The organism is Shewanella sp. Choline-02u-19, assembly GCF_002836205.1.
Lineage (GTDB): Bacteria > Pseudomonadota > Gammaproteobacteria > Enterobacterales > Shewanellaceae > Shewanella.
The window spans coordinates 216,287-233,331 of record NZ_PJBE01000012.1 but is presented as its reverse complement, the minus strand read 5'-3'; the positions used below and the strand labels follow the sequence as shown (position 1 = coordinate 233,331).

Below are 17,045 nucleotides of genomic sequence, written 5' to 3'. Positions count from 1 at the left end.
TGTCATACTCGGTAAATAGCACCACAAAAGAAAAGGCTAAACACGATGAAACTATCATGGATTATTGCTGCTGTAATATTGGCAGCAGCGGGGGTGTTGGCAGCGATACAATTCAGTCAGCCTAAAACGCTGGCCTTACAAACCAGCTTCGAATTTCCGACACCACAAGCCATTGCGCCTTTTACACTCACTGACCAGCATGGTAATCGTTTTAGTAATGATGACTTAACGGGCCATTGGAGCCTCTTTTTCATCGGTTACACCTCCTGCCCAGATGTATGTCCTACCACGATGGGTAAGCTAACAGCAGCTTACCCACTATTATCTGAAAACACCGACCTGCAGGTCATTTTCCTATCAGTGGATCCTGACCGGGACTCGACTGACACCTTGCTCAATTATGCCAACTTCTTCAATCCTGAGTTTGTTGCCGTAACGGGCGAGCATAAACAGCTTTACCCCCTCACTCGCAGTTTGGGCTTTGTTTATGCCATGGTGGGTGACGGCGATAATTACCAAGTGGATCACAGTGCTTCATTTGCGCTGATTTCACCGCAAGGTGAGAAAGTGGCGATTATCAAGCCAAAGTCAGACACTCCTGGCAAACTGCCACAAATTAAAAACAGTGCATTAATCCACGATGTGAAGGCTTTGATTGATAAGTACGATAATGGTTAGCTAGCCAGTTTAGATAAACTTGGTATTGCCTAAAACCTCTAAGGCAGCGGCCTCTCGGCCGATAAAGTCGTGGCGCCTCGCCCACACCAGAGCCAAGGGGCAAAGCGCTTGCGCCCCTTGACAATCCCTCAACGCCCCGGCGAAATTGTCTGAAAAGCGAAAATTTCCAACGGGGGAGATTAATGTTATTCGTAAGCGAGAAGGTATGTGCTTAGATTTGTGTCTTAAAATTAAAAACTCAAATGCTGTAAGTTTGTGCTTTTATAACCCATTGTAGATGCGGCTGAGGCTGTCGAAAACAGGGCCAATTCTGTTCCAGACAGAATACGGCATTCCATCCTTGGAGGTCAGATGTTTTCGTTGATCTTACAGGGAAGTGCTTGCAGCGAGCTTTAGCAGTATCTGCACATGTGCTGACCGCAGGTCATTGGAATGGAATGAAGATAACTCAGTTCTGCCACTTTATCATTTAAAGTAAAAAATAATACACATTGTATTAATGGAGTTTTGCCAGATCAAAACTTATCTGATGAGATTTTCAAAAGGTATAGCTCTATGTCAATCTTTAGCTACTGCGATACCCTTAACTCATTTCCATTGCCTTTCTGATACATTCACGAAATACGTGAATGTATGGAAGCTATAGTTGATAAAGCTAGTAATTATCGTTTCACATCCTCGAATAAATAAGACACATCCATTTAAGCGGATTCTAAGCCCCAACAGAGCTTGTCTTAAATGTCCCGAGCTGTTCAACAATTTGAGCGGTGACTTCACTTAAACGGTGCCCTTGCAGCTCAAGTTCATTACAGTCATACGCATTAGAACTTGACAGCTTTTTAAGGACTTCTATCTCGCCTGCTACATCACCAACTAAACGGTTAATATATTGAATATCAATATTATTTTCTGTTTTATCTTGCCCTATGAGGCCTAGGATCTCGTTAATGTTAGAACATGCTTCCTGTAACTCGACTTGACTGGTTGTGGTGTATTCCGCTAAGTCGGTAATAGCACTCGACTGTGATTTCATCTGGTCACCAGCATCAATGACCGCATCAGAGATCCCCGCGATGATTTGGTTAATTTCGTCAAGGCTCTTCTGGGTCGATAACGCAAGATTGCGAACTTCATCGGCAACCACTGCAAAACCACGACCATGCTCACCGGCTCTTGCTGCTTCAATAGCAGCATTAAGTGCGAGTAAGTTTGTTTGATCTGCAAGGTTTTTGATTACCAACACCACATTCTCAATAGACTTTGTTTGATCCGAGAGTGAGTTGAATTTGTTGTGTAATTTGTCATTGTTATCGATATATGAATTCAATCCTTTCGCCATCGTTCCCATATGTTCATTGGACGAAATCAGCCCTGCTTGTGTACGTTTTACTTGTTCGCGAGTTGCTTCAGCCTTATCTCGTAATGAAACCGATGTGCTATCTAAAATTTCGACTCTGCCTGTAAGGTAATCAACTCGGTTATCCTGATCTTGTATTCTTGATGAAATATTTTGTGCTTTCTGTTTGAGATGCTCGGCAATATCATCTGACGTATTTGCTTGTTGTTGAATATCAACCAACGCATCTTTAACGTTTACCCGGAAGTTATTCACTACACTGAGCACATTGCCTATTTCACTGTTATAGCGACTATCGACGTCACAGGGTACTGAAAGATCTTTTTTTTCAAAAGCTTTCATATAAGTAGTCACGTTGTTCAGGGAATCTACCCCCCAATATTTCTCATCGATATCATGGATAATCAGAAACACCATGACCAAATATTGAACCACCTGTGACGCGACTCCATCAGTAAAAAATAGAGCATTGATAAACAATGCAATCGCTCCCAACCAATGAATCAGTCGCATTCTTAAAAATAATGAGCGCATTTTCTTTCCCTATGAGTTTGTAAAATTTACGCGTTTGACGCGATCAGTGGTGTGATAGGTCGAGGTATGGAATACAAAAAACCTTGGATGATATCGACGCCAGCCCAACGGACAAAGTCAGACTGAGCTTGGGTTTCAATCCCCTCTGCCACGATAAGACTGCCTTTAGACGAACAAAGGCTTATCACTTCGCGATATAAACTGGTAGCCCATAAGTCCATCGGAATATTCTGAATAAGCTTCAAATCCAGTTTAATAATATCGAATTCAGATCGACTCAGCTGAATAAGGTTTGAGTTGCCAGAACCAAAATCATCCATCGCTACCTTAAAACCATGATTTTGTAGGAATGAAATCCTTGCGACTGTCGAATCATCACTGTTAATAGTGTCTTCACAGATCTCTAATACCAAAAGTTGTTTCTGCTCAACCGTTAATTTGCTCAGAGTTTGTTGCCAAAGACAGTCAAACAAACAAGGGCAAGATATTAATTTGCCCGCGATATTGATCCAGATACTATTGCCAATCAGATGCGCCAGCTTCCCGGTAATAAACAGGTCGTCGAGCTGTTTATTGGTCATCTCTAAAAGCAAATCTTCATGAAGATTGAGATATGCCATCAACTGTCCCATATCAATGGGTGCCAGGGAATCAATAAGCGTTGCCCGACAAAGTAACTCTTGACCATACAAGGTATGCTGCGCCGCAGTGACGAGGTCCTGCACAAACCATTCAAGCCTGGCTGGTTCATTATCGTATAAAAACTCAAGCATGCTGTTCTTCCAAAATATCAATCATAGAATAGGCTATGTCTTCATCTGCGAGACGTGCACGTATGTCATAAAACATACCTTCTATTTCTTTGATATGACTTCTACTAAGAGGAGTATTATTGAGGGAAATCTTTAACGAATGGACAAGCTTAGCTGTTGATTCACAGGTATCAAAAAGTGCCTCATAACCTTCTGTGAGACGGTGCCTTTGATTCGAAGTGATATTTAACTGTGATAACACTGGCGTAAAAAAAGTATGTTCCAATTGCAAATGGGTTTTGACGCCTTTGATCAGTCGACGTAACTTGGCATCCAATTTAAATATGCAAAATGTGGGTTGTGACAAGAGTGAAGTGATATTAGTAATTTCGCTTTTCAATTGGATGTGTTGAGCGATAAGCACTTTGGACCATGTAGTAACGCGCTGGTCTTGGGTTGATGACAAATGCCAATAATTAATGTCTAAGGGTTGGGTCATTGAAACGGCTCACATTAATTTTTAGCACGCAACTAAAGCTGCATTATAAATACATGTTATAGTTGGGGTGACGAGATAGCAAACTTTATTTTATGCAGGCGTTTAATACATACATACATACATATTCATAAAATAGATCCTTTCTATGTATATTCGTAAGGTTCTGTATATAGATTTTAATTACTATTACCCGCTTCTAGATGCTCCAAAAGAGATAAAAAGTGGTTTTTATAATGGCAGATATATGTAAATATCTCAGCGGGTAATACACTTCCGTTACCGTGTATTCGATTGTCATACTTTTCCTAATAATAACCTCATGAACTAACGCCTAGGATCTAACACACTGTCTCCAAAAAATGAGTTACCAAGGGCCCTTCTAACCGAAATAAGAACTGTATACCCTTGGTAAACCCTAGCAGCAAACCCTAGCAGCAAACCCCTTGCAGATTAAGACTCTGCGACCTTATTCTGCAATCCAGGTACCATCAGCTTTTGGTCGAACCCAAGGCTGTGAAAACCAATAATAACCGCCTTGATGCTTACTGGGTGCGGTACAATTATAACGTGAACGCCCCGCGGGAAGGTCAAGTTCAGCGCGAATGGTAAACTCATCATCGCTAATCCAGTTGGGCTTTTTTGCCCCCTGCCCTTGAATAAAACACATCAGCTGCGACGCATTAATGTCTTCCATATCCAGCTTCACTTTAATCTCAGGACGCCACTTTCCATATTGCAGTTGTGGGTCACTATGGGTCTGTTCCATTACCGGCATATTAAGACTATGTAGCTTGACCTTTAGACTATCGAGGTTGGCATAAGCTCCTGCGACTGGGAACCTTGGCAATGCCGTTAAAGGTGAGTATGGACCCGCGGCACCTGATTGCTGACCAAATGCCACAAAACCATGTTTCTTGAGCATATCTTCTATCTGCTGATTGTACTCACCATAAGGGTAAGCCAGCATTTTGTGATTCTGACCCGTCGCTTGGGCAATCTCAGCTTCGGTGCGCAAAATATTATTCTCTATACGCGCTAACCATTGCGGCTCAGTCTCGCCTTTCTCCATGCGAATGAGGTGTTCATGTCCCCATGTATGGTTGGCTATTTCAGCCCCCTCTTCTGACAACATAATCAGCTGTTGCCAACTCATCATTTCGCCATACTTTTTCTGAATAGGTTCCACTGAGACAAAAAGCGTGTAGGGGAATTTGTATTGCTTTAAGATGGGATGCGCCGTGTTAGCAATGCTGCGATAACCATCATCAAAAGTGATTGCGATCGTTTTAGCGGGCAATTGTTGCTTGGCTTTTACCGAAGCGACGACCGCAGACAGTGGCACGACATTGAAATTGTTTTCCGCTAGATACTGCATCTGCTCTTTAAATTGCGCAGGCGTAACGCTAGTGATTGCTGGCGTATCATCAGACACATGATGATATTGTAAAATCACCGCGGCTTGCACCGAAAAACCCGTCAGCGCTAACAGCGCTAACAACATATTTTTAAACATAAATATTAGACCTCTAAAATGAATGCCATACTGCTAAACCCACAAAAAAACCGACAGTTACTCGCTCTCGCACTGCCGATGATCTTGTCGAATATTACCGTCCCGCTATTGGGACTGGTCGACACAGCTGTTGTTGGACACCTAAGTAATGCTTATTATTTAGGTGGCGTGGCAGTTGGATCAACAATTATAACCCTAATTTTGTGGTTACTTGGTTTTTTACGCATGGCAACGACAGGGTTAGTCGCGCAGGCCTATGGTGCCAACGACACTCAACAGCAATATAGACTGCTGCTCCAAGCGGGTAGCTTAGCCCTAATATTAGGTTTGGCCGCAGTCTTGTTACAACTCCCGATCGTTAATTTGGCGATGACATTGTCCGATGCCAGCGTCGAAGTTGAAAAATATTGCCGCGAATACTTTCAAGTGCGGATCTGGTCTACGCCCTTCGCATTAATGAACTTAGTCATGCTCGGTTGGCTACTTGGCAGACAGCAACCAAAAGCAGCAATGTGGCAATTAATCGTCGCCAACTTAGTCAATATCATTCTAGATGTCCTGTTTGTTATAGGGCTAGACTGGGGCGTTAGAGGTGCTGCATATGCGTCCGTCATTGCAGATATTGCTGGCTTTGCGGTTGCGCTGACATTCGTTAGGCGCCAACTTAAACGTTTAGGCGACTTTCACTTTATCACTGTTTGTAAGCAGCTATCATTACAGAGCTACCATAAGCTTATTAGCCTTAACGCCGATATCTTTGTGCGTAGCTTATGTTTGCAACTGTCCTTTGCCTTTATGACCTTCTACGGTGCCGGCCTTGGTGACAATACAGTGGCAGCCAATGCAATATTGCTCAATCTACTGTTATTAATCTCCTATGCACTGGATGGTATAGCCTATTACGCCGAAGCCGAAGTCGGCCGTGCTTATGGCCGAAAAGATAGTCGACTGATGAAAGAGTCGGTAACTTTAGCCTGGGCATGGTCAGCTATCGCCGCGATTATTTTTACACTATTTTTTGCGCTTGCTGGTAGCAGTGTCATCAGCGCGCTAACCAGTCTTACCGAAGTGCAACAGGTCGCAAACAGTTATCTGATTTGGGTGATATTCCTACCCCTGCTCGCGTTTGGATCTTACCTATTTGACGGGGTGTATATTGGTGCAGCGCAAGGAAAAATCATGCGTAATAGCATGATCATTGCCACATTTGGGGTGTTCTTTCCCACCTGGTATCTACTGCAATCGTTAGGAAACCAAGCACTATGGGCAGCAATGAGCACATTTATGTTGGCCCGTAGCCTTACTCTGACGGCGCATTACTGGTTCAGGCTTAGAAAAGCACTCGATTGATAACCCATTACATTTGAACTTATCAACAAAGATCAGCATTTACGGCCATAAAAAAACGCGACTTATTAGTCGCGTTTTTATGCTTAACAATCTCAAGCTTACTGGTAAGAGTGATCGCCATGCTGGTGTTCGGTAACATCTCTAACGCCCGTCAAGTCACCTGGGAACATATCGAGAAGTTGCTTTTCGATTCCGTCCTTCAATGTCACATCGACCATAGAACAACCGTTACAACCGCCACCAAACTGAAGCACAGCAATACCGTCTTCGGTTATTTCAACAAGTGAAATATTACCGCCGTGGCTTGCCAGCTGTGGATTAATTTCTGATTGAATCACATATTCAATGCGCTCAACCAATGGTGCATCGCCAGACACTTTACGCATTTTCGCGTTAGGTGCTTTTAGCGTAAGCTGTGAACCAAGCTGATCAGTCACAAAGTCGATAGTCGCTTCTTCCAAGAAAGGAGCACTCTTTTCGTCGACCTGAGCGTTAAAGCCGTTGAACTCGAATTCGGTATCATCTGTTTCAACAGCATCTGGTGGACAGTAAGAAACACCACACTCAGCCTGCGCCGTGCCAGGGCTGATAACAAATACTCGAATGTGAGTTCCTTCAGGCTGATCTGATAGCAATTTAACAAAATGCGCCTGAGCTGTTTCGGAAATGGTAATCATGAAAACATAGCTCCGTCAGGAATATACCTGAGTGTTTTAGTGAGAATTAACCCTATAATACTCTTACTCTGCTGCGCTTTGTAGCCCCCAATGCTCACACTATGTAAATTAACGTTATTTTGATCACAATTTTTTATCTAGATTGGCAGTGGTTTTGTCGCTGCTGAGCTGGTAATTTAACCGTAATATTATAAATATAATGACTATTTCGATGCTGAAAACTGCTCTCACTTTTTTATGCGCTTTTATGATGTTGCTCTCTCTTTCGGCAGAGGCAAAAAAAACTCGGCTAACCGACAATCCACTCTACGGAATTACCACTACTAGCCCAGAGGCTTTTCTTGGTTATCCGTTGGGGGAACATTTGCTACGCCATGATCAGGTCAACTACTACCTTAAAGAGATAGCAAAACAGAATCCGCGAGTGTCACTCGAAAATACTGGCCAGAGTCATGAGGGTCGCCAGCAACTCACCGCTGTCATCACCTCCGCTAAAAACCAGCAGCAGTTAGATGAAATTTTAAAGCAGCGCCAGCAAGTCAAATATCACACTAAACAAACTGGGCCGATCGTTATTTGGCTCGCTTATTCGATACATGGTGATGAAGCCAGTGGCGCCCATGCTGCTTTGAAGCTGAGTCATATGCTGGCCACGAGTGAAGAAAAGTGGGTGACCAATCTACTTAAAAATGCAGTAGTGCTGATTACGCCGAGCCAAAATCCGGACGGCATGGATAGATTTTCCACTTGGGCCAATGGTTACGCCGGTAAAGTGGCCGTGAGCGACCCCAACCACAAAGAGCATAAGCAACGCTGGCCGAGTGGCAGAACCAACCATTACTTAGCAGATTTAAACCGAGACTGGCTGTTTCTACGTCACCCAGAATCTCAGGGAAGAGTCGCGCTATTTCATCGTTGGCAACCGCATTATGTGGGGGACTTCCATGAGATGGGCCACAACCAAACCTACTTCTTCCAGCCGGGTGTTCCTGAAAGAACCCATCCACTAACGCCGGTCGCAAATCAAACGTTAACCAGTAAACTTGCTGGTTATCATCAAGCGGCATTAGACGATAAAAAACAGAGCTATTTCAGCCGCCAACTGTTTGATGATTTCTTTTACGGGAAAGGGTCGACCTATCCAGACATCAACGGTGCTATCGGTGTGTTGTTTGAACAAGCCAGTGCGCGTGGCCAGCAGCAAGACTCTGTTAACGGCATTGTTCGCTTTCAAGAGGCGATAGATAACCAGTACGCAACGTCTATATCGAGCTTAAAAGGCGCGCTGGCACTTAAAACTGAACTGCAAGAGTATCAAGCCGATTTCTTCAGCGGAAAACACCAACAATCAAAGAAAAAGAAGCCAAGACAAGCGGGTCGACTGATCTCTGCTGCCAACGACAGCTGGCGGATAAAGCAACTTACAGAGCTGTTAGCACAACACCAAATTGAATATTACTATTTAACCAACACGCTCACTCAAGGGGGCAAAACATTCACGGTTGAAAACAGTGTATTCATTCCCGATCATCAAGCACAAGCCACGTTGTTAACCGCCCTGTTTGACAATAGAACTGAGTTTGAGGACCCTACCTTTTATGATGTTTCTACTTGGAACTTGCAATATGCATTTGACTTAACGATACGCCAGAACGTTAAGCTCGAGCTCAGCGTCTTAAGTAAAACAGCGCCAACGTTTACGCCGTCTAAATGGACACAAAAGGCAGTCGCATTACTTATCGACTGGCGTCAAAGTCAGGCTGCCCCAGCATTACAACAATTATTAAGCCAAGGGGTGCAAGTTAAATTTGCCGCTAAGCCTTTTACATTAGCAAGTAAGCCCGGCCAGGTCGATTTTCCCGCTGGCACCTTGCAAATCCCCTTAAAACAAGATGGCTACTCCGCCAGTGACCTTAGCAAGTTAGTGAGTAAACTAGCTCAAGAGTTTCGCATCAGTGTCACAGCCGCTTATACCAGTGGCGCCGTCAGTGGCATCGATTTAGGCAGCCCTGACTTTAACGTTATCCGCCCTATACGGCCATTAATCGTCAGCGGCAAAGGCACATCAATCCCTGAAGTGGGTCAAATTTGGTATTACCTAGACTCTCAGCTTAAAGTGCCCACCACGTTAGTGGATACCAGTGAACTCAACTCAATCAAGCTGACTGATTACACTCATATTATTTTTGCTGGCGGCAGCTATGCGAGCTTAGATGAAAAGTTTAGCCGTAAACTGGGGCCCTTTACCGCTAATGGCGGTGTCGTTATCGCCCAAAAGGGAGCCTTAACTTGGCTGAGTAAAGCCAACTTTCTAAAAACGAGCCTGCGAGGCAAACGTTTTTACAAGCAACTCTTTAACGCTGATGGACTGGCTTTTGATCAAAAGTCATCGTTTAGTGCAACACAAGAGATCGGCGGGGCCATCGTCGAATTAACACTGGATAAAAGTCACCCGATTAATTTTGGTATTAATGGCGACCGCTTACCAGTAATGAAGAATAAGGCTCTCGGTTTTGCGCACACCAGTAACGACTTCAGCGTTGCGGCAAGCTACGCTTCACAACCCTTATTAAGTGGTTATATGGCGCAAGAATATCAAAGCAGTTTCGCCAACACCCCCGCGATTATTGTTGAGTCCAGGTCAAAAGGCGCAGTCGTCGCCATTGCTGATAACCTGCTATTTAGAAACATATGGCTAGGGTCAGAAAAACTCTACGCCAATGCACTTTACTTTATTCCCGCGCTTCACTAAGTATTAGCGTTTAACTTGCTAAGTGCTCGTTAAACACTAGTTAAGTCCGGGTGCCTCTGCTCTTGCAAGGCACCAGACTTGAGTTTCAATATGCTGCTTGTTGAATAATCGCGCTATCTCACTGACCGTTGTACCCGTGGTTACCACATCATCAACAATCGCAATACGTTGCCAATTAATGTCAGCCACTAGCGTAAAGGCATCTAATAAATTTTGACGGCGCATTTTTCCTGATAACCCCGCTTGTGGAGCGGTATTGGTTTGCCTAATAAGCACATCGTCAAGCAACGGCAGTTTAAGCTTTTGTGACAGTGATTGAGCCACCAACCATGCCTGATTAAAGCCACGTTGCCGTAATCGTTTTGAGTGCAATGGTACGGCGATAATGACTTGTGGCATTTGAACAAAGCCTAACTCAATTAAATGATGTAATCGATGGATAAGCGCATCGACCATCACCTCGATAACGGCAAACTGCGCTTGATATTTTATCTGGCCAACCCAATGACCGAGTCCATCATGATAACCACAAGGTGCTACCACCTTTAGCCTGTTGTGCCGCTGACACTCTCCACAATAGACAAGCTCTAGCGACATCTCTCTACCGCAGCCTAAGCAAACGGGTGTTTGGTAAAGGCAGGCCTGTAGGCAAACCCGACAAATACCACTTTGTGTGGACGTGATCTGCTGATGGCACATTAAGCATCGATTGGGTAATATAGCCGCGAGCCATCGCTGCAAAGAGGGCTGAGTCATCATGAAATTCCTTTTTCATACGCGATTTCCGCCAATACGACAGCACTAATATAAATTCAATACAAGGCTAATACGTGAGTCAAACTAAATTACATGTCAAATCAATTGGCCAAGGCCACGATGTGGTAATGCTGCATGGTTGGGGAGTCAATGGGGCTGTATTTACCGCTTTGCCCGATCTGTTACCTCAGTATAGATTTCACTTTGTTGATCTGCCCGGCTTTGGCGAAAGTAATGTCGTTGCTGGTGATATTAATGATTGGTTGGCAAGCATCATAGCCAATGTGCCAAAATCTGCTATCTGGATAGGCTGGTCCCTCGGCGGTTTGGTCGCCACCTTAGCAGCACTTAAGTATCCACAACATGTCAGTGCCCTGTGTACTATCTCGTCTTCACCTTGCTTTATGGCTAGAGAAGAGGAGTCTTGGCCCGGGATCCCCCCTAATGTGCTCGCTCAGTTCGCGACTCAACTCACCCAAGATCTCGATAAAACCATCGAACGATTTCTAGCAATACAAGCCATGGGTAGCCAAACAGTTAAGGGCGACATCAAGCAACTGCGCGAATGGGTACTCGCTAAACCTCAGCCGCAATTCACCGCACTCGATCAGGGGCTTGATATGTTAGCTCGGGTTGATTTAAGAAACCAACTGCCACTGATCAAGCAGCCTTGGTTAAGGATATGGGGTAAGCTCGACGGGCTCGTGCCACGTAGAGTGATTAAGCTGATGCCTAATTTGAGTAATAGTGAAGATATTATATTGCCGAAAGCCTCTCATGCACCGTTCATAAGCCATACAGGCGACTTTGTTACGGCGTTAGACCGCTGGCTTAAAAAACACTAATTAACAATAAGGTTAGCGCGTAAAACAGCTTTATTTTTGCGTTGTTTTTGGTTAAGATTTAACCATAACTCAAAGTGGAAATGTTTATGCAAGTGGTAACGAATTATCCCAACGTACCGCTCTCTACGTCTAACGTAGCGACCGATGCTGCACGCACGGATAATCAACAACGGCCACCCGTATTACCGCCACCACAAGCGAGTAAAGGCCATGAAGAACGCGCCTTTAATCCACAACACGAGCGCACCGCAGAGCAGGCTCAAACACAAGCAAAATTACGAGAATCGGTACAAGGTAAGCAACAAGGGGACTCGCAACAAGAGCAGCAAAAACGTCCTGCACCGTTCGATTTAAAACAACTGCTAAGCTATCGTTCGTCATTAAAACGCAGCGATATTAAACTGCCAAGCCTGCCAGTAGAGAAACCAGCATGCGCTGACAGTAAGCGCATGCCCAATGAAACATTACAATTCTATCGTGCATTTGGCGCCCATATCGACGCCTTTTATCAAGCTCGGACTCAGCCAAAGACTGAGTCCGATATGCTGACAAGCGTTTAAAAAGTCACTGCAACTAGCGCTACTTTTTATTGTCGCTATGCAAGCCTTTTTGATAAGCCATACTGCCCCAAAGCGCCCAACCTAATGCCGTTTCTTTCATTTCATCAGACTGTGGGCTAGCAGTTAGTTTCTCAGCCACTGGATCATAGGTAAAGCCTGATGCTGGATGTTCAGGTTGCAGGATCACCACATCATCACCGCGTAAATAAGCCAAGTTTTTGTCGTACTGCATTAACGCGCGACCAGGCCAATCTTCAGGTGTTTTAGTAAGGTCTCGACCCAACATAGGATACGCATCACTCACGCCAATCAATGACAATAACGTCGGTCCTAAATCAATCTGGCTAGTCACTCGCTTATCAACTTTAGGCTCGATCCCCTCACCTAAAATTAGGCCGGGTATACGGAAGCGTGAAATTGGCACTAACTCTGCGCCACCCACTCGACTGTCATGATCGGCAACCACAACAAATACAGTGTCCTTCCAATAATCAGATTTTTTAGCATGTTTGAAAAACTCACCTACGGCATAATCAGCGTATTTAGCCGCATTATTTCGCGTCTGCTTTGGCTGTTCATACAGTTCTATGCGGTCATCAGGAAATTCAAATGGGTCATGATTACTAGAACTAAACACTAAGCTAAAGAATGGTTTTCCTTCTTTATGTAAACGTTCAAATTCATCGTTAGCACGATACATAAGATCTTCATCTGACACGCCCCACGAGCCGACAAAATTAGGATTTTCGTAATCATCTTCATCAATAATATCGGTAAAGCCATTGCCTAAGAAAAAGTTACGCATGTTGTCAAAATGGCTTTCTCCGCCATAAATAAACTGGTTATGGTAACCATGTTGCTTTAACAATGATGCTAGCGAAAAGAAGCCACTTTGACTCAGACCTAACTTGACCACAGCGCGAGCGGGCGTCGGGGTAAACCCGGTCACAACGGCTTCTATCCCACGAACCGAGCGCGTGCCAGTGGCATACATACGGTCAAAAGCCCATGCCTCTTTCGATAACTCATCAATGTTTGGTGTTAACGGTAAACCGCCTAAACTGCCCACAAATTGTGCCCCAAGGCTCTCTTGTAGAATAATAACTAAGTTTTTCGGCTTACCTTGATAACTGGCAGTGTTATAAGACACACTCGGGAATTCATTGGACTGAAAATCGGCTAATGGTCGGCCACTTTCACGGCGAATAATACTCACAATTTCATCTTCAGGGAGTTTGCCATATATCTTGGCAGCATCTGCCTCACTGCCCATCTGCTTAATTGCGAAGACAAGAGAGTATGCCGAGTTAGTCACTAAAGAATTCACTAATGGGTCGCTTGAAAAAGCGACCAATGATGGATTTAGCGGGCGATGCCCTAAGCTTGAACGCGCGCCTAAAATAGTAATCGCAATGACTAAAACACCAAGCACTGGACGCCAGTACCAACGTGGGTATGTTTGATTTTGGGTGAGTTTACCGCTGAGCTTCCAACCACCAATGAACACCGCAGTACTGATCAATGCCGACAGAATAAGTTCGACCTTTCTACCCGCCCAAAGCATTGAAAACACTTCTTTGGGATAGATAAGATATTCAACATACAGCCTGTTAGGTCTGATGCCGTATTCAGCAATAAAGGAGGGCGTCGATATTTCAAGGACAACGATCGTCAGCAAACCTAAGGTCAACCAAACCCGCAATATTAGTGTCCAAATTCGACCAATTGCATGCTCGCCAGAAAAGATAGCCGTCCCCAGTGCAGCTGCGCCCCAAAGCCAGCAAAATGTTGCAAAATCAACACGTAAGCCTTGAACCAACAACTCTAACCAACCCGAGGTTGCATCAACCCGGTCAAACTGCCAAAGGGCCAGACCCAGCCTGCTGAGCATGATAACCAGCAAAGAGATGGCCGCGAATATGATAATCGACCGAAATGGCCCTAACGCATGTGAACGTGTCAAAATAGTTAATCCTAATCATTTTAAATTATCGCTTTCTATAAAGCGTTTAAAAGTAAAGTTAAGACCTCCTTGTCGATAATAAGTTTCAAATATCAAACGGCTTACAACATATCCTTTACTGCGTTTAATTCAAGCTATTTAGGCATTATGCTGCAGCCTTTATCGGTTTATCCTGTTTAGAGCACATTTCTGCACGCTAAAATCTTCAATATCCATCTTAATACAGTCATATTAAAAATAGATTAATTTACTTAAACAACAATCATTTACGTGGAATATACGAAAACACCGACAATATTAAATATTGTCGGTGTTTTTCTATTCACAGAGGTTACAGATAACGTTGTCGATATAAGCCGTTATTTTTTCATCTTAGCAAAGGCATCTGCAAACGCATTGCCCATCGCGGCATTGGTCGTCTGCTTTGGCTTAACATTTTTCTGCGGCTGAGATTGCGGTTTTGAGCCTTTATGTTTAGTACCATTATTTGCGGGCCGAGGTGCAGCTTTCGGCGCTTCGCCGGCTTTATCGGTAAGTCGCATACTGAGGCCAATTCGGCGCCTTTCAGCATCGACTTCCATCACTTTAACTTTGACCACATCGCCCGCTTTCACGACTTTATGCGGATCATCAATAAACTTCTCAGTCATCGATGAGATATGCACTAAGCCATCTTGATGCACGCCAACATCAACAAAGGCGCCAAAGTTGGTGACGTTGGTCACCACGCCTTCTAATACCATGTCAGGCTTTAGGTCATTAATCTGTTCAACGCCATCTTTAAAGGTGGCTGTTTTAAACTCACCACGCGGATCGCGTCCAGGTTTGTCTAACTCAAGCAAAATATCGGTCACCGTCGGTAAACCAAAATCGCCACTGATGAAGTCTTTAGCCTCTAAACTGGTTAGCAGCTCAGTATTCCCTACTAACGTCGCAACAGATTGCTGTTTTGCACTCGCGATAGATTCAACCAGTGAATACGCCTCAGGATGTACTGATGATGCATCAAGTGGGTTTTCACCATCGTTGATCCGTAAAAAACCCGCAGCTTGCTCATAGGCTTTAGGCCCTAAACGTGCCACTTTTAGCAGTGTTTTACGATTGGTGAACTGTCCTTGTTCATCGCGGTATCTGACAATATTGCGTGCCAGTGTTTTATTTAAGCCCGCCACCTGTGCCAGCAGCGGCGCTGACGCCATATTCACATCCACACCAACGCTGTTTACACAATCTTCAACAACCGCCTCGAGTGAACTTGAAAGCATGCTTTGGCTCACATCGTGCTGATACTGACCAACACCAATGGCCTTTGGCTCTATCTTGACAAGCTCTGCCAATGGGTCTTGTAAACGACGCGCAATCGACACTGCACCACGAATAGACACGTCAACATCAGGAAACTCTTCCGAGGCTAGCTCAGAGGCTGAATACACAGAAGCGCCCGCTTCACTGACCATCACTTTGGTCAATGTCGGTAGTTCGGCTTTAACTAAGGTGATGAGCTCGGCCGCGAGCTTGTCTGTTTCGCGAGATGCCGTGCCATTGCCGACAGCAATCAGCTCAACCTTATGCATCTTTGCTAAGTTAGCTAAGGTTCTTAACGATTTATCCCACTGTTTTTGCGGAGCATGAGGGAAAATAGTGGAGTGTGCGACCAGTTTGCCAGTGTTATTCACTATCGCAACCTTAACGCCACTACGAAGACCCGGATCTAAGCCTAAAGTGGCTTTGGCGCCCGCTGGGGCTGCCATAAGAAGATCGCCTAAATTACGCGCGAAGACGTTAATCGCTTCCGTTTCGGCACTATCACGCATACGTCCAAAAAACTCGGTTTCCATCTGCAACGCTGTTTTTACTCGCCAAGTTGCAGCAACAACCGTTTTCAACCATTGATCGACTGCGGTGTCTTTAATTGCAAGTTTGAAGTGTTCAGCAATGATGACTTCACAGTAACTTGCTTGTTTGACTTCTTTATCTGGGTCAGCATTCACGCTTAGGCTCAACATGCCTTCATTGCGGCCGCGTAGCATTGCAAGGGCGCGATGCGATGGGACTTTGGTTAACTTTTCAGAATGCTCGAAGTAATCTCGATATTTAGCACCTTCTTTCTCTTTGCCTTTAGACATGCGGCTTTCTAATACGGCATTTTGCTCAACGTGAGTACGAATTTTTTGCAGTAATTCAGCATCTTCAGCAAAGCGTTCCATTAAGATAAAACGGGCGCCATCTAATACGGCTTTAGCCTCGCTGAAACCGGCATCAACATTAAAATATTCAGCCGCTTTAGCGTCACAATCAGCATCTCGATTAGCCAGTAAAAAGTCCGCTAATGGCTCAATTCCCGCTTCAATCGCTATCAAACCCTTAGTACGGCGTTTAGGTTTGTAAGGCAGATAAAGATCTTCTAGGCGCGTTTTACTGTCAGCGGCATTAATTGCAGCTTTTAGCTCAGGCGTTAACTTACTTTGCGCTTCAATACTCGACAAAATAACATTGCGGCGCTCATTTAAATCTCGTAAATAGCTAAGGCGACTGTTCAGCGTGCGCAACTGCACATCATCAAGCCCACCCGTTGCTTCCTTACGGTAGCGCGCAATAAACGGTACTGTTGCACCGTCATCCAGTAATTTAATAGTGTCGTTAACTTGCTGAAGACGGACGTTAAGTTCTTCAGCAATAAGCTGTGCAATGTTATGCATATATAGAAGTGATGCCAAAAAGGTAATATTACGCTCAAGATAACACAGCTGAGAAGCAATTTTAATGTCACTAATCGCTGTTTTATCGATGAGGAATCTATTTGGCTAAT

General features: G+C 44.5%; 13 protein-coding genes. 5 read left to right on the top strand and 8 right to left on the bottom strand.

Features of this window, described 5'->3' with window-relative positions:
• The first annotated feature begins 45 nt into the window (after positions 1-45).
• Positions 46-678, top strand: a complete 633-nt coding sequence (locus CXF83_RS03125) for an SCO family protein (protein ID WP_101090765.1) — start codon at positions 46-48, stop codon at positions 676-678.
• Between the two features lie 712 nt (positions 679-1,390).
• Here the strand turns inward: CXF83_RS03125 and CXF83_RS22935 are convergent.
• The 4 genes from CXF83_RS22935 to CXF83_RS03105 form a co-directional block, all read right to left on the bottom strand.
• Positions 1,391-2,569: a methyl-accepting chemotaxis protein gene (locus CXF83_RS22935; protein ID WP_101090766.1), complete on the bottom strand. Its 1,179-nt coding sequence runs from the start codon at positions 2,567-2,569 to the stop codon at positions 1,391-1,393.
• A 26-nt stretch (positions 2,570-2,595) separates the two neighbouring features.
• Complete coding sequence (locus CXF83_RS03115; RefSeq protein ID WP_101090769.1) at positions 2,596-3,342, bottom strand: EAL domain-containing protein; 747 nt, start codon at positions 3,340-3,342, stop codon at positions 2,596-2,598.
• Positions 3,335-3,820 carry a hypothetical protein gene (locus tag CXF83_RS03110; protein ID WP_101090771.1) on the bottom strand — a complete coding sequence of 162 codons (486 nt, stop codon included), beginning with the start codon at positions 3,818-3,820 and terminating at the stop codon, positions 3,335-3,337. The genes CXF83_RS03115 and CXF83_RS03110 overlap by 8 nt, the downstream gene beginning before the upstream one ends.
• A 466-nt stretch (positions 3,821-4,286) precedes the next feature.
• A complete protein-coding gene (locus CXF83_RS03105; protein WP_101090772.1) occupies positions 4,287-5,333 on the bottom strand; it encodes a polysaccharide deacetylase family protein in 1,047 nt (348 codons plus the stop codon).
• Between the two features lie 18 nt (positions 5,334-5,351).
• Between CXF83_RS03105 and CXF83_RS03100 the strand changes: the two genes are divergently transcribed.
• Complete coding sequence (locus tag CXF83_RS03100; protein WP_101090774.1) at positions 5,352-6,683, top strand: MATE family efflux transporter; 1,332 nt, start codon at positions 5,352-5,354, stop codon at positions 6,681-6,683.
• A gap of 98 nt (positions 6,684-6,781) precedes the next feature.
• On the opposite strand, the gene nfuA is transcribed toward CXF83_RS03100, so the two are convergent.
• Positions 6,782-7,360, bottom strand: coding sequence for a Fe-S biogenesis protein NfuA (nfuA, locus tag CXF83_RS03095; protein ID WP_101090775.1), 579 nt, complete (start codon positions 7,358-7,360; stop codon positions 6,782-6,784).
• Between the two features lie 211 nt (positions 7,361-7,571).
• Between nfuA and CXF83_RS03090 the strand changes: the two genes are divergently transcribed.
• The gene (locus tag CXF83_RS03090) at positions 7,572-10,112 is read left to right on the top strand and encodes a M14 family zinc carboxypeptidase (protein ID WP_101090777.1); all 2,541 of its coding nucleotides are present in this window, start codon (positions 7,572-7,574) and stop codon (positions 10,110-10,112) included.
• Between the two features lie 36 nt (positions 10,113-10,148).
• Here CXF83_RS03090 and CXF83_RS03085 read toward each other — a convergent pair whose 3' ends face one another.
• Positions 10,149-10,871: a ComF family protein gene (locus CXF83_RS03085; protein WP_101090778.1), complete on the bottom strand. Its 723-nt coding sequence runs from the start codon at positions 10,869-10,871 to the stop codon at positions 10,149-10,151.
• A 71-nt stretch (positions 10,872-10,942) separates the two neighbouring features.
• Here CXF83_RS03085 and bioH point away from each other — a divergent pair, with 71 nt between their 5' ends.
• A complete protein-coding gene (gene bioH / locus CXF83_RS03080; protein ID WP_101090780.1) occupies positions 10,943-11,713 on the top strand; it encodes a pimeloyl-ACP methyl ester esterase BioH in 771 nt (256 codons plus the stop codon).
• Positions 11,714-11,799: 86 nt separating this feature from the next.
• Positions 11,800-12,273, top strand: coding sequence for a hypothetical protein (locus tag CXF83_RS03075; RefSeq protein ID WP_101090782.1), 474 nt, complete (start codon positions 11,800-11,802; stop codon positions 12,271-12,273).
• A gap of 19 nt (positions 12,274-12,292) precedes the next feature.
• Here the strand turns inward: CXF83_RS03075 and CXF83_RS03070 are convergent, their stop codons facing one another.
• Both CXF83_RS03070 and CXF83_RS03065 read right to left on the bottom strand, forming a co-directional pair.
• Complete coding sequence (locus tag CXF83_RS03070; RefSeq protein ID WP_101090922.1) at positions 12,293-14,164, bottom strand: LTA synthase family protein; 1,872 nt, start codon at positions 14,162-14,164, stop codon at positions 12,293-12,295.
• A gap of 431 nt (positions 14,165-14,595) precedes the next feature.
• Positions 14,596-16,935 carry a Tex family protein gene (locus CXF83_RS03065; RefSeq protein ID WP_101090784.1) on the bottom strand — a complete coding sequence of 780 codons (2,340 nt, stop codon included), beginning with the start codon at positions 16,933-16,935 and terminating at the stop codon, positions 14,596-14,598.
• Between the last annotated feature and the right edge of the window lie 110 nt (positions 16,936-17,045).

What these genes read in the sequence shown, in the direction of transcription:
- CXF83_RS03110 (WP_101090771.1), bottom strand. Translation starts at nt 3,820, where the DNA reads ATGACCCAACCCTTAGACATTAATTATTGGCATTTGTCATCAACCCAA.
- CXF83_RS03125 (WP_101090765.1), top strand. Translation starts at nt 46, where the DNA reads ATGAAACTATCATGGATTATTGCTGCTGTAATATTGGCAGCAGCGGGG.
- CXF83_RS03075 (WP_101090782.1), top strand. Translation starts at nt 11,800, where the DNA reads ATGCAAGTGGTAACGAATTATCCCAACGTACCGCTCTCTACGTCTAAC.
- nfuA (WP_101090775.1), bottom strand. Translation starts at nt 7,360, where the DNA reads ATGATTACCATTTCCGAAACAGCTCAGGCGCATTTTGTTAAATTGCTA.
- CXF83_RS03085 (WP_101090778.1), bottom strand. Translation starts at nt 10,871, where the DNA reads ATGATGACTCAGCCCTCTTTGCAGCGATGGCTCGCGGCTATATTACCC.
- CXF83_RS03065 (WP_101090784.1), bottom strand. Translation starts at nt 16,935, where the DNA reads ATGCATAACATTGCACAGCTTATTGCTGAAGAACTTAACGTCCGTCTT.
- CXF83_RS03070 (WP_101090922.1), bottom strand. Translation starts at nt 14,164, where the DNA reads ATGCTCAGCAGGCTGGGTCTGGCCCTTTGGCAGTTTGACCGGGTTGAT.
- CXF83_RS03090 (WP_101090777.1), top strand. Translation starts at nt 7,572, where the DNA reads ATGCTGAAAACTGCTCTCACTTTTTTATGCGCTTTTATGATGTTGCTC.
- CXF83_RS22935 (WP_101090766.1), bottom strand. Translation starts at nt 2,569, where the DNA reads ATGCGCTCATTATTTTTAAGAATGCGACTGATTCATTGGTTGGGAGCG.
- CXF83_RS03100 (WP_101090774.1), top strand. Translation starts at nt 5,352, where the DNA reads ATGAATGCCATACTGCTAAACCCACAAAAAAACCGACAGTTACTCGCT.
- CXF83_RS03115 (WP_101090769.1), bottom strand. Translation starts at nt 3,342, where the DNA reads ATGCTTGAGTTTTTATACGATAATGAACCAGCCAGGCTTGAATGGTTT.
- CXF83_RS03105 (WP_101090772.1), bottom strand. Translation starts at nt 5,333, where the DNA reads ATGTTTAAAAATATGTTGTTAGCGCTGTTAGCGCTGACGGGTTTTTCG.